The organism is Sphingomonas parva (ex Maeng et al. 2020) (genome assembly GCF_004564275.1).
In the GTDB taxonomy this organism is placed as follows: domain Bacteria; phylum Pseudomonadota; class Alphaproteobacteria; order Sphingomonadales; family Sphingomonadaceae; genus Allosphingosinicella; species Allosphingosinicella parva.
The window spans coordinates 35,574-48,567 of sequence record NZ_SPDV01000004.1; the positions used below are offsets into that span (position 1 = coordinate 35,574).

The following is a 12,994-nucleotide window of genomic DNA, read 5'->3' on the forward strand; positions in this document are numbered from 1 at the left end:
TTTGACTACGGGATGTCCCCTAGATGGCGCCCGAAGCGTCCCGGCGCTGCACGGGAGGCAATCGGCTTGCGGGAAATTCCCTATATACGTCCGTGACTTAGGCGGGGTAACACAGACTCATCGGCGCGGCTTCGGGGGGAGTCGCGTGCCGCCGAACTGCGACCGGCGGTCTCCGGCCGGATGGTGGGCGTCCGGCCGGAGCTCGGTCTCAGGCCTCGTCCATCGACCAGGCGACGAGCGCGAGCAGCCCCGCTGCGCCTGCGGCGGCGGCGAGGCTGACCGCCAGGCCGAGCGCGGGACGCGCCAGGGCGCCGAGCACCGCGCCCCCCACGAAGCCCGCCCAGAGGAGCAGGAAGGAGCCCCACCCGGTCGCGTCCGCGCCGCGCAGGGTCGCGGCGATCCGCTGCCCCAGCTTGACGAGCGTGCCCGTCATGTAGGTGAGGCCGATCCGCACCTCCCCCTCCTTCTCGAACACCGCATTCTCGGCCCCCATCGCGGCGGCGAGCAGCAGCGCGGCGGCGAAGGCGGCGCCGCCCAATCCCGAGGCGGCGGCGAGGCCGAGCAGCGCGGCGACGAAGAGCAGGACCGACGCGGCACGGCGTCGTCCGCCGGCGGCGCCGACCAGCGCGCCCGCCGTGACACCGAGAACGAACGCGCCGATCAATCCTGCCGCCGTCGCCGCAGCCGGCGAATCGCCGGCGATGCCGACCGCCAGGCGAGTCGAGTTCCCACTCATGAACGACACGAAGAAGCCGCCCAGCTCGAGAAAAGCCACGGCGTCGACGAAGCCCGCAAGGGCCGAAAGAAGCATGGCGAGGGCGCGGAGGCGCCCGTCATAGCGAGTCACGCGCCGATGATAGTCAGTGCGCGAGCAGCAGGGGAAGCGGGCTGTGGCGGAGCATGTCGCGGGTGACGCCGCCGAATACCGTCTCGCGCAATCGAGTGTGGCCGTAGGCGCCCATCACGATGGCCCCGGCACCGACCGCCGCGGCGGCCTCGATCAGCGCGTCCGCGGCCCTGCCGCCACCGGGCCGCGCGTCCTGCTCGGCGGCAATACCGTAACGGGACAGATAGGCCGCTGCATCGGCGACGGCGAAGCGACCGGTCTCGTCCCCTGCCGTGACCAGCGTGACCCCGCCCGCCTCCGCCAGCAGCGGCCGCGCGAGACGAAGCGCATGCGCGCTTTCCGGCGACCCGTTCCAGGCGACCATGATCCGAGCGGACGGATCGAAGCCGGCGTCGGCGGCCGGCACGGCCAGGATCGGCGCGCGGGCATGGAGCAGGACTTCCCCAGCGATCGACAAGGCAGCGTCGTCGTCGCCCGGCAGGGTGATGACGATCAGGTCGGCCAGCGCGGCCCGGGCGACGATTGCACGCCCCGTCTCTCCGTCCTGCTGCACCCACTCCCACGAGACGCCTTCCTCGCGGAGCCGGGCCTCCATCCGGTCGCGATGCTCGGCGTCCACCTGGTTCAGCCGGGCGAGCAGCGCGGCGGGCACGTAGACGCCGCCGAACGGATCGGCCACGACCAGGCTGTTGAACGGTCGCGACTGCAGGCAGGAGAGATGCGCGCTGCCTCGCCGGGCGAGCGCGAGCGCGGCCGCCAGCCGCGCCTCGAGACCCCTGTCGTCATTGGCGAGCAGCAGGATCGACCTCATCGCACCCTCCTTTGCTGTCGGCGTCGGCGCCGCCGTGCGGGCTGCCGGAAACCATCGCGACCAGGCCGACTCCGTAGGATTGCTTATACAACAGCCACCTGCCGTCGGGCATCGCGACAGGATGCAATGGCAATCGATCCGACTCGAACTCGAGCCCAGCCGCGAATTCCCGCGAGGTTCGGCCAGCCGCATCTATCTGCTCCGCCTGCCACTCCACGACGACGGCCGGATCGACGACAACGCGCTCGCCGTTGCCCCCGCCCAGGCGACCGTGCGGCGCTTCTGGCCGAACGAGCCGGACCTCTCCGGCATCGTCAAGGCGAGCGACGACGGCTGGGCCTTCGCGTTCGACGAGGACGGCGAGATCCTCGTCCGCCATCGTCCGCACCCGATCAGGCTCGGCGAATCCCTGGTCCTGACCGAGCCCGACGGCCGCGAGCGGGCGTTCCGCGTTGCGAGCCTCCGGGCGCTGCAATAGTCGGTCGGTCGGGCGGGGGCGCGCCGCCGCGTTCGAAGAGGGTGCTGACGTGGTGCTGCGTCAGCGTGCTGAACGCCACCTCGCCGACGACCGTGCAGAGCTGCGCGTTAAAACGCTCAGTCGAACCGTTCCAGCATCCCCCGAGGCATGCGGGCACAGGATCGTCGGGTTGATTGGCGCCAGGATGTGGATGTCGTCGACGTTGTTCTCTTGAGGACGAAAGCGGATCTCCGAATCGTTTCCGTCGATAGCCTGCCAAGAATGACGTTCGCCTTCGACCCCCCGACCCTCCCCGAGCCATCTTCAGCGGCAATGCGCGCGAGTACGCAACCCTGAGGCCAAGATGCACACGTGGCCCAATAAACCTGAAGTGGTCTCGGCCTAACGCACGCGGGTACAGACCGCGGTAGGCACGGTGGTGCCGATCACGCCGTAGCGGACCCGGGTCGAGTAGACGGTCACGGACTCAGGGACCGAGGTGGACTGAGTGACCTCCCGGTTCGCATTGCTCGCCGTCGGCCAAAGGAAGACGACGCGTCCGGAGCCCACGCCCGTCTCGTTGTAGAAGCTCACCGTCACGTGGTTCTTCTGTGTATCGTGCAAGTACACGCTGCGCAGCGCTGGCTCGCCTGGTCCAGGATTGGGGCCGACCCAGCCCAGATCTCCGCCCGAGGTCACACATGCCGCCATGAACTCCCGGATTGGCAATGCAGGAACATGAACTGAGGCCGATTGCTGCACCAACGCCGCCATGAGAATTGTCAGCATACTGATCTCCCGTGCCAGAATTCGACTTTTACACCAACTCTCGGTCTGTCGGGAGGTCTGCCTCGCCCGTTGAGCGCACCCGACGACACACGCCCGACAGCCCGCAGGATTTTTCCATCGGCCCCAGCAGCCCCGAGGTCGCATTACCGATGACAGTCTCGTCGATGTCACGCCCTTCGGCAATCGCGGGAGGGAGCCCGGCGCGGAGGCGGCGCACGAGGTCTCATGGTTCCGACCACGGACGATTTCCGCTAGGATCGGGCGCGCAACGGATGACGGGAGTCGCTGATGCTGCTGATCTGGCGCGGGGCGCTGTGCGTCATCGCCGGCATCGTCGTCGCGGCATTGCGCACGCTGAAGCGCGGGCGGCTCAGCCAGCCGCCCAGTCTCGGCGCGCGGGACGCGCCGGAGACGCTGGAGCCGAAGGGCCGCGGCGACAGGCTCAGCCTCAAGGCCGACATTCCGGGGCTCGGGCTCGCTCTGTTCGGAGCGATCCTGATCTTCGTGGGTGCGCTGACCTCGACCTGACGGCGTGGTCCCGATCGCGCCGCCGCTTCACTCCAGTGCTTCGCGGATCTTGCGCGCGAGCATCTCGATCTGGAACGGCTTGGTGACGATCGACATTCCCGGCTCGAGCCGCCCGTCGCCGATCACCGCATTTTCCGCATAGCCGGTGATGAACAGGATCCGGAGCCCGGGCCTGAGGGCGCGGGCGGCATCGGCGACCTGGCGGCCGTTCATGCCGCCGGGAAGTCCGACGTCTGTGATCAGCAGATCGATGCGGGCGTTCGACTGGAGGATCTTGAGCCCGGACGGACCGTCGCCCGCCTCGATCGCCGAGAAGCCGGCGTCGGCGAGCACCTCGCCGACCAGCATCCGCACCGTCGGCTCGTCGTCGATCACCAGCACGACCTCGCCGTCTCCCGAGAGGTCGGTGCGCTCGGCGCCGGCCTCCTCGCCATCGGCGGGAACATGCGCGTCGTGTCGCGGCAGATGGATGGTCATCGTCGTGCCGCGGCCGACCTCGGAATCGATCCGGACCTGGCCGCCCGACTGACGGGCGAAGCCGTAGATCATCGAAAGGCCGAGGCCGGTCCCCTCGCCCAGCGGCTTGGTGGTGAAGAAGGGATCGAACGCCTTCGCGACGACCTCGGGCGGCATGCCGGTGCCGGTGTCGGTCACCGCCAGGGTGACGTAATCCCCCGCCGGCAGATCGCGCACCGCCGCGGCCGAGGCATCCAGCACGCGATTGGCGGTCTCGATGGTCAGCCGGCCGCCGCCGGGCATGGCGTCGCGGGCGTTGATGCACAGGTTGAGGAGCGCGTTCTCGAGCTGGTTGGGATCGACGAGCGTCGCCCACACAGCGGAATCGCGCAGGACCTCGACCTGCACGGCCGGACCCACGGTCCTGCGGACGAGCTCCTCCATCCCCGAAACCAGCCGGTTGAGGTTGGTGGGCTTCGGATCGAGCGTCTGCCGGCGCGAGAAAGCGAGCAGGCGATGGGTGAGCGCGGCGGCGCGCTCGACGGCGCCCTGGGCGGCATTGGAGTAGCGCTCGACCTCGCCGAGGCGGCCCTGAGCGATCCGCATCCGCATCATCTCGAGGCTGCCGCCGATGCCGGTCAGCAGATTGTTGAAATCATGGGCGAGGCCGCCGGTTAGCTGGCCCACCGCCTCCATCTTCTGCGCCTGGCGCAGCGCCTCCTCCGCCTGCTCGCGCTCCGCCACGGCCGCCTGGACGCGCTGCTCGAGCGTCTCGTTGAGCTCGCGCAGGGCCGCCTCGGCGGCGCGCTTCTCGTCGATCTCCCGCTGCGCCGCCTGGTAGAGGCGGGCGTTGTCGATCGCGATCGCCGCCTGTCCGGCAATGCCCGCCATCAGCCGCTCGTGCCGTTCCTCGAAGCGCCCGGTCTCCTTGTGGCCGAAGAACAGGCCGCCGATCACCTCGCCCGAGCGCGACTGCACCGGAACCGCGAGATAGGAGCGGACCGGAAGATGGCCCTTGGGCATGCCACGATAGGGCTCGCTGCGGCCGTAGCGCGGATCGGCAAGGATGTCGTCCGATCGGATCACGCCTTCGCCGTCGAACGTCGGCCCGAACACCGCCGTGTTGCGCGGCATGGGGAAGTTCTCGAACGCCGCCCGATCGACGCCCGACAGCGTGTAGAGCATGTAGGATTCGCCGCGCTCGTCGAGCACGTTGTAGAAGAACGCGCCGAAGTCGGCGCCGGTCAGCGAGACGCCCGCGTCGGTGACCATCTGCACGACGCGCTCGAGGTCGAGCTCGGCGGCGACCGCTTCGCCGGTGCGGTTGATCGTCTCGAGCGTCCGGCTCTCCTCGACCAGCCTCTCCTCGGCGATCTTGCGCGCGGTGATGTCGTAGCAGACTCCGAAATGTCTCGTGCCGCCGTCGGCGCCCTGCACCGCCTCCCCTTCCCGCGCGATCCAGCGAATCTCTCCGCTGTCGGGCCTCACGATCCGGTATTCGATATAAGCGAGCGCCCGCTCCGGCAGGGCGCTGCGGCCGGTGACGACGCGCTCCCGATCGTCCGGATGGATCAGGTCGAGGAACATGCCGACCGGTGCTTCGCCGACGGGCGCAACGCCCCACAAGCGACAGAATTGCTCCGAGACCACGACGGTGCCCGTCTCCGGAATCAGCTCGAACGTGCCGATGCCGCCGGTGGCCTGGGCGACGCGGAGCCGTTCCTCGCTCCGTCGCAAGGCGTCCTCGACCCGGCGGCGCTCGGTGATGTCGACCGATGAGCCGACCAGGCCGACGACCCTGCCGTCGGCGTCGCGAAGCGGCGTCTTGGTCGAGAGCCAATAGGCCGGCGATCCGTCGGCGAGGCGCACCTCTTCCTCGACCTGCTCCGTCTCGCCACTTTCCATGACCCGGCGGTCGTTGGCCATGATCGCAGCCGCTTCGGCCTTGTCCTCCAGGACCTCGGCATCGGTCCTGCCGATATAGGCCTCGGGCGGCAGGCCGAGCAGCTCGCTGGTCCCCCGGTTGGCGACCAGCAGCCGCCCGTCGCGATCCTTGGCATAGACGACGCCCGGGACCGCCTCGGTGAAGGTGCGCAGGAGGACGGTGGCGCGATCGCGCTCCGCCTCGATGGCGCGCCGCTCCTCGATGTCGAGGAGCACGCCGGGGAAGCGCAGCGGCGTCCCGTCGGGCGCACGCTCGACCCGGCCGTTCGCCTCGACCCAGCGATAGGCCCCGTCCTGCTGCCGGACGCGATATTCGCAGCGATAGGCGCCGCCGCGCTCCAGCGCTTCGGCGATCGCCGCCTCGACCCGATCGGCATCGTCGTCGTGGATCGATGCGGCCACCTCCGCCAACGGCAATCCCTCCCGGCAGCGCTCGGGATCGACGTCGAACGAGGCGGCGAATCGATCGTCGGCGAAGAAGAGATCCGCCTGCACGTCCCAGACCCAGGTGCCGATGATCGCCCCGGCATCGAGCGCGAGCTGGACGCGCTCCGCCGCCTGGCTCGCCAACGCAGTGGTGCGGTGCCGCTCGGTCACGTCGCGGTAGAAGATCGCCAGGCCGTCACCGCTCGGATAGGCGCGCATGTCGATCCACGCCGAGCGGCCGTCCGGCCAGCGATAGAGATGCTCGCGCGCGACCGGCTCGCGGGTGCGCATCGCCTGCTTGTAGAGAGCGCCGACCACGCTCTCCTCGCTGCCCGGCCAGACCTCCCAGTGGGAGCGGCCGACGATCTGCGACCGCGCGCGCTGCTCGTAGCGCATTCCTTCCGCGTTGATGTCGAGGACGCGGAAGTCCGGATCGAGGAGGATGAAGCCGTCGGTGATGTTCTCGAGCACGTTGCGCGCCCGGTCGCGCTCGTCGTTGAGCGCCGCCTCCGCCTCGTGGCGGGCGCGCGCCGCCAGGATGCGGTCGGTCGTCTCGATCACGATTGCGAGCACGCCCGCCGGGCGGCCGTTCTCGCCGATCACCGGCGAGTAATCGAGGTTCATGAAGACCTGCTCGGGCACCCCGCGCCGGAACAGCGTCAACTCCTGATCCTTGTACGACAAAGTGCCGCCCGCGAGCCCGACGCGCATGACGTTGTCGTTGAACTCGGCGACCTCGGGCCAGCCTTCGCGCACCTTGGCGCCGAGCAGGTCGGGATGGCGGCCGCCCGCGAAGACGCTGTAGGCGTCGTTGTAGAGCATGACGCCGTCCTCGCCCCACAGCATCACCATCGGCACCGGCGAATGGAGGACCATGCCCAGCGCCGTGCGCAGGCTGCCGGGCCAGCCTTCGATCGGCCCGAGCGGCGTGCCGGCCCAGTTCCGTGACGCGATCAGCCCCGCGCATTCGCTGTCCGGTCCAAGCCACCGCGCGACGCCGGCGGGATCGGGCCGGCTCGCGGCAGGAGGTTCGAAGTCATGCATCGGCCAAGCGATAGGCGGTGGCGAAGCCCGTGCCAAGTAAAGGCTGAGCGCGGATCTGCGATGCCGCGCTCAACGCAAGTTCTCGACGTCCGGCACAAGATTAGCCTCAGAAAGCCGGCGGAATGCCGCGACCGCTAGAATGTGATCGTGACGGCTTCCTCGAACGTGACTCGCAACACGGGAATGCGCGTCTCGTCCAGGATCTCGATGTAGCAGGAGAGGTGGATCTCTCCCCCGCGTATCTCTGCGGCGAGCAGCTCGCGCGCCCGGTCGATGGCGACGCGATGCGCCGCCTCCGCATCGGGAAGCTCGCGTCCCGTCTCGTCGCACCGGTCGCCGTGACGGTCATGGATGTCGAAATAGAAGAGCGGCATCGGAAACGACGTCATCCGCTAGGCGCGTGGCCTGCGCAAACAACCTGGATCAAGGCAGCGGCACGGGATGGGGTCAGAGCGCTTCCGCCCGGCGCGATCACGTTCTAGACGGCGCCGATGCCTACGATCCTGCTGCTCGTCGCGTCCAACGTGTTCATGACCATCGCCTGGTACTGGCATCTGAAAGGCGGAATGGCGAAGCCGATCCTCCTCGTCATCCTGATCAGCTGGAGCATCGCGCTGGTCGAATATTCGCTCGCCGTGCCGGCGAACCGTCTCGGCTATGCGAGCGGATGGAGCGCCGCCCAGCTGAAGATCGCGCAGGAAGCCATCGCCCTCATCGTCTTCGCCGGGTTCATGGTGCTGGTCCTCGGCGAGCCGCTCCACTGGCGGCATCTCGCCGCCTTCGCCTGCATCATGGCCGCGGTGGGCTTCCTGTTCGTGAAGCCCTGAGACACGGTTCGCAAGGCCGGGCCGGTTCTGGTCAGGATTCCCCCTCGCCTTGCCCGTCGTCGCCGAGACCGGCGGCGAAGGCGATGCGCAGGGCATCGCTGAGGCTCGGCACCTCGAGCTTCTGCATGACGTTCGCGCGGTGGATTTCGACGGTGCGCGGGCTGATGCCGAGATCGTAGGCGATCGTCTTGTTGGGATGGCCGCGGGCGAGGCCCTCGAGCACCTCGACCTCGCGCGGGGTCAGCGCCTCGAGCCGCACTTTCGCCTCGTCGGCGCGGGCGCGGCGGCGGCCGCTCTGCTCGATCCGGGCGAAGCCCTCGTCGATCGCGGCGATCAGCGACTTCTTCTCGAACGGCTTCTCGATGAAGTCGATCGCGCCGTTCTTCATCGCCTCGACCGCGACGGTGACATCGCCGTGGCCGGTCATCACGATCACCGGCAGCAGGACGCCGTTCTTGCGCAGCTCGCGCTGCACCTCGAGTCCGTCCATCTGCGGCATGCGAACGTCCATCAGGATCACGCCGGCGGGAACCTCGCGGCCCAGGCCCAGGAACTCGACGCCCGACGCATAGGTCTTCACCACGAAACCCGACGTGCGCAGCATGAAGCTCGCCGAGCGGCGGATCGCCTCGTCGTCGTCGACGAGGTGCACGATGCGTCCATTCTCAGCCATACAGATCCTCAGACATCCTGATCTCCCGACGCATCGATAAGGGTGAAATGGAAGGCGGTGCCGCCGAGCTTCGAGGCCTCCGCCCAGATCCGTCCCCCGTGGCCGTGGACGATCGTGTGGCAGATCGACAGGCCGAGCCCCATGCCTTTCGCCTTGGTGCTGACGAACGGCTGGAACAATTGCCCGGCCACTTCGGGGGGGAGGCCGGGGCCACTGTCCTCGATCGTCACGCGCACCAGCCCCTCCTCCTCGCGGCGGCTGGTGACCCGCAGCCGGCGGTGCGACGATCCTTCCATCGCTTCGATCGCATTGCGCATCAGGTTCAGCAGCACCTGCTGGATCTGAATGCGATCGACCAGCACGCGATCGGCCTGCTGGTCTAGCTTGACCTCGAACTCCACGCCGCGCTCGCCGGCGCCGACCAGTGCGAGCGCGCTCGCCTCGTTCACCACACGCGCTAGGCTCTCGATCCGCCGCTCGCTTTCGCCGCGCGAGATGAAGTCGCGGAGGCGGCGGACGATCTGGCCGGCGCGCACCGATTGCGCCGCGCATTCGGCGAGCGCCTCCCGCACGATCTCCAGCGTCTCGGCATCGGGCGTGTCGAGCAGCTCGTTCGCCGTCTCGACGTAATTGGCGATGGCGGTCAGCGGCTGGTTCAGTTCGTGCGCGATCGAGGTGGCGAGCGTGCCCATCGCAGTGACCCGCGAGACATGGGCGAGTTCCGACTGGAGATCGTGGACCCTCAGCTCCGCCTGCTGGCGTTCGGTGAGGTCGCGGATGAATCCGGTGAAGACGCGGCGACCGTCGATCTCCGCCTCTCCGATGTGGAGATCGATCGGGAAGGTCGCGCCATCGCGATGGCGCGCGGTCGTCACCCGGCCGATGCCGATGATCCGCCGTTCGCCCGTCGCATAATAACGCTCGAGATAGCTGTCGTGCCGCTCCCGGTCCGGTGACGGCATCAGCACGCTGACGTTTTCGCCGAGCAGCTCTGCCTCGGAATAGCCGAACATGCGCTCCGCCGCGGCGCTGAAGGACAGGATTCGGCCACGCGCGTCGATGACGATCATGGCGTCGGGAATGGTCTCGAGGATAGAGCGGAGATGCGCTTCGCGCGCAAATGCATCGGGACTGCGGATGCCGTTCTCGTGCGGCACGGACTCGGACGCCATTCAGCCCCCTCTAACGTCAAACCGGAGGATATAAAGACCCGGCCGCCCCGCAGGATCCATGGCCTCGGGGATTGCTGCGGCATAAGCGCCACAGCAGCCGATTAATAATATAAATCTATTGTCCGCCCCCGGAGGCAGGCGCATTATCCGCCGCGGCGTATCGGCTCCGGTTTACGAGCCGAAGACAAGAGAACAGCCTGGGGAGGCTAAGTCATGCGCCTGAAATCATGCGCCCTTTGCTCGACGTCGCTGATCATCCTCGCGTTTTCGGCCCCTGCCGTCGCGGCCCAGGCCGGCCAGACCGATCCGAACGTGCAGGCCCAGGAATCGCCGGCCGACCCGGCGGGATCGCCGCAGACCGACGACGCCGTCGACGCCGCCACCGCCGGCCAGGACGACGAGACCATCGTCGTCACCGGGCTTCGCCGCAGCCTGCAATCGGCGCAGAACATCAAGCGCAATTCCGAGCAGATCGTCGACGCGATCGTCGCCGAGGACATCGGCAAGCTGCCCGACGTCGCCGTCTCCGACACCGCTGCGCGCAGTCCCGGCGTCCAGGTCGAGCGGTCGGGCGGCGAAGCCAGCCGCGTGCTGGTGCGCGGGCTCGACCGCTTCAACTACACGACCACCTACAACGGCCGCGAGATCTTCACCGCCGAGACGCGGTCGGTGGCGCTGCAGGACTTCCCCGCCGGCGGGATCAGCGCGATCGAGGTGTTCAAGACCTCGACCGCCAACATCATCGAGCCCGGCATCGCCGGGCTGGTCAACGTCCGCTCGCGCCGTCCGTCCGACTTCCAGGGGGCGGAGATCGCCGGCTCGGTCTGGGGCGTCTATCCCGAGCAGTCGCGGGACTTCGAACCCAATGCGCAATTGCTGCTCAGCAACCGCTGGGACGTCGGCAGCGGCGAGTTCGGCGCGTTGATCAACTTCTCCTACACGCGGCTCCATTATCGCGATTCGATCCGCCGCCACGGCTTCTTCATCGCCGATCTCGCCGGCGCCCGCTCCCCCGACTGGCCCGAAATCCGCTACAACGAGGCGGAGCGCTGGCGGCCGTCGGTCAACGGCGCGCTGCAGTGGCGGCCGTCGCCGGGCCTCGAATTCTACGTCGAGGGCCTGTGGCAGGGCTATCGCGAACGCGCCACCGACCGGATGTGGGCGCAGCCCTTGTGGGGCGGCGCCTCGTACGAGGACATCGTCCTGCAGGGCAATCAGATCCTGTCGGGCACGGTCAACAATGCGACCGCCTGCTGCGGCGGCAACCAGACCTGGGGCTTCCAGGGCGCGACCAAGCGCGACACCAACACCTATCAATTCGCCGCGGGCGGCCGCTACGAGGCGGGGCCGCTCAAGATCACCGCCGATCTCGCGCGCACCGATTCGACCTTCGACCTGCGCACCGAGAGCGTCGACTACGAGATCAACACCAAGGCCTATTCGGTGGACTGGTTCACCGGAGAGGTCGGCGGTCCCGGGCCGACCTTCGCGGTGCGCGGCCTCGATTTCACCAATCCCGGCATCTACAATTACCGCGGCTTCTTCGAAGACTATCTGACCGCCAAGGGCAAGGACTGGCAGGCGCGGCTCGATCTCGAATACGAGCCCGGCCTGAGCTTCATCCCCAAGATCCAGGCGGGGCTGCGCTTCGTCGACCGCAAGGCCTCGGCCGACGCCGGCGCCTTCTACTGGAATCTGCGCGATCGCGGCATCCCGATCAGCGCCGTGCCGCTCGACTATCAGATGACGCCGGTCGGCTTTCGCGGCGACGACCTGAAGCCGACGCCGATGTCCTGGCTCGCCCCGACCTTCGACAGCGTCTGGGACAATCTCGTCCCGTTCCGCCAGTTCAACATCGGCCTGACCGGCGCCGGCTCGGTCGACGGACCGCCAATCGATCCGGCCCGGACCTACCGCATCGACGAGAAATCCTACGCGGCCTACGCCCAGCTCAATTATGCGTTCGACACCGGCGGCGTGGTGATCGACGGCAGCCTCGGCATGCGGGTCGTCAAGACCAAGGAAGACATCCGGGGAACGCTCTTCTCGCCCGGCGCCGGACCCGCCCCGATCGATTTCCAGAACGAATATACCGACTGGCTGCCCAACGCGAACATCCGGATCGAATTCACGCCGGAGTGGCAGCTGCGCTTCGCGGCAACCCAGACGCGCACGCGCCCGACCTTCGAGGATCTGAATCCGGCGCTGCGGCTGGACAATGTCCCTGGCTGCACGCCCGGCGGCCCGACCGACTGCGTGCGCACCGGGAGCGGCGGCAATCCCTTCCTGACCCCGCTCGAGTCCGACAATTACGACGCGAGCCTCGAATATTATTTCTCGCGCACGGGCTTCGCCTCGGTCGGCGTGTTCCGCCGCGACATGAAGGGCTTCATCACCGACCGCGCCTTCGAATTTCCCGATCCCGATGCCGAGAGCGGGCTGCCGCTGCTGATCACCGGCCCGGTCAATACCCGCACGGCGCGGATCCAGGGCCTCGAGGCGCAGGTCAGCACCTTCTTCGATTTCCTGCCGGGAGCCCTGGCCGGCTTCGGCGCCCAGGCGAACGTCACCTATCTCGACGCCAAGGCCGAGTTCCTCCTGTTCCCCGAGACGCACCCCAACCATGCGGTGATCCGCGACCGGATCCCGGACGTTTCGAAATGGACGTACAACCTCGTCGGCATGTACGAGCGCGGCGGCCTCACCGCCCGCCTCGCCTACAACCGCCGCAGCGGCTTCCCCGAAGGCGACCTCGCCCAGCGCGACGATTTCTTCACGCTCCAGGGCCGCGGCAAGCCGGTGTCCCGGCTCGACTGGTCGAGCAGCTACGCGCTGACCGAGAACTTCACCGTCTTCTTCGACTGGACCAACATCCTCGGCGATCCGTTCCGCTCGGACATCGTGCGGATCAACTATCCGGCCGGCGTGGGCAGCGCCCCGGAGATCTTCCCCATGCTGGTGCGGAACGAGGAATCGGTCCTGTCGGGAGGCGTTCGCTTCCGCTTCTGAACCGGGGGCGG

General features: G+C 68.2%; 11 protein-coding genes. 4 read left to right on the forward strand and 7 right to left on the reverse strand.

The genetic code is table 11. The features are described from left to right. Nucleotides 1-208 precede the first annotated feature (208 nt). Nucleotides 209-847 carry a YoaK family protein gene (locus tag E2493_RS03425; RefSeq protein ID WP_225421121.1) on the reverse strand — a complete coding sequence of 213 codons (639 nt, stop codon included), beginning with the start codon at nt 845-847 and terminating at the stop codon, nt 209-211. Between the two features lie 13 nt (nt 848-860). Beyond that, nucleotides 861-1,658 carry a universal stress protein gene (locus E2493_RS03430; protein WP_167737362.1) on the reverse strand — a complete coding sequence of 266 codons (798 nt, stop codon included), beginning with the start codon at nt 1,656-1,658 and terminating at the stop codon, nt 861-863. Between the two features lie 121 nt (nt 1,659-1,779). On the opposite strand from E2493_RS03430, the gene E2493_RS21025 reads away from it, so the two are divergent. Continuing rightward, nucleotides 1,780-2,136, forward strand: a complete 357-nt coding sequence (locus E2493_RS21025; RefSeq protein WP_167737363.1) for a hypothetical protein — start codon at nt 1,780-1,782, stop codon at nt 2,134-2,136. A gap of 381 nt (nt 2,137-2,517) precedes the next feature. On the opposite strand, the gene E2493_RS03440 is transcribed toward E2493_RS21025, so the two are convergent. After that, a complete protein-coding gene (locus E2493_RS03440) occupies nt 2,518-2,904 on the reverse strand; it encodes a hypothetical protein (RefSeq protein WP_135083748.1) in 387 nt (128 codons plus the stop codon). Between the two features lie 288 nt (nt 2,905-3,192). Here E2493_RS03440 and E2493_RS03445 point away from each other — a divergent pair, with 288 nt between their 5' ends. Next, on the forward strand, nt 3,193-3,432 hold the full coding sequence (locus E2493_RS03445; protein ID WP_135083750.1) for a hypothetical protein: 240 nt from the start codon (nt 3,193-3,195) through the stop codon (nt 3,430-3,432). A gap of 27 nt (nt 3,433-3,459) precedes the next feature. Here E2493_RS03445 and E2493_RS21680 read toward each other — a convergent pair whose 3' ends face one another. Continuing rightward, nucleotides 3,460-7,302: a PAS domain-containing protein gene (locus E2493_RS21680; protein WP_225421122.1), complete on the reverse strand. Its 3,843-nt coding sequence runs from the start codon at nt 7,300-7,302 to the stop codon at nt 3,460-3,462. Nucleotides 7,303-7,436: 134 nt separating this feature from the next. Continuing rightward, a complete protein-coding gene (locus tag E2493_RS03470; RefSeq protein ID WP_135083752.1) occupies nt 7,437-7,691 on the reverse strand; it encodes a DUF6894 family protein in 255 nt (84 codons plus the stop codon). 102 nt (nt 7,692-7,793) lie between these two features. Between E2493_RS03470 and E2493_RS03475 the strand changes: the two genes are divergently transcribed. After that, complete coding sequence (locus E2493_RS03475; protein WP_135083754.1) at nt 7,794-8,129, forward strand: DMT family protein; 336 nt, start codon at nt 7,794-7,796, stop codon at nt 8,127-8,129. 31 nt (nt 8,130-8,160) lie between these two features. Here E2493_RS03475 and E2493_RS03480 read toward each other — a convergent pair whose 3' ends face one another. Both E2493_RS03480 and E2493_RS03485 read right to left on the reverse strand, forming a co-directional pair. Next, nucleotides 8,161-8,802 carry a response regulator transcription factor gene (locus tag E2493_RS03480; protein WP_135083755.1) on the reverse strand — a complete coding sequence of 214 codons (642 nt, stop codon included), beginning with the start codon at nt 8,800-8,802 and terminating at the stop codon, nt 8,161-8,163. An 8-nt stretch (nt 8,803-8,810) separates the two neighbouring features. Further along, nucleotides 8,811-9,974: a sensor histidine kinase gene (locus E2493_RS03485; RefSeq protein WP_135083757.1), complete on the reverse strand. Its 1,164-nt coding sequence runs from the start codon at nt 9,972-9,974 to the stop codon at nt 8,811-8,813. A gap of 213 nt (nt 9,975-10,187) precedes the next feature. Here E2493_RS03485 and E2493_RS03490 point away from each other — a divergent pair, with 213 nt between their 5' ends. Next, the gene (locus E2493_RS03490; RefSeq protein ID WP_135083759.1) at nt 10,188-12,983 is read left to right on the forward strand and encodes a TonB-dependent receptor; all 2,796 of its coding nucleotides are present in this window, start codon (nt 10,188-10,190) and stop codon (nt 12,981-12,983) included. Nucleotides 12,984-12,994 lie beyond the last annotated feature (11 nt).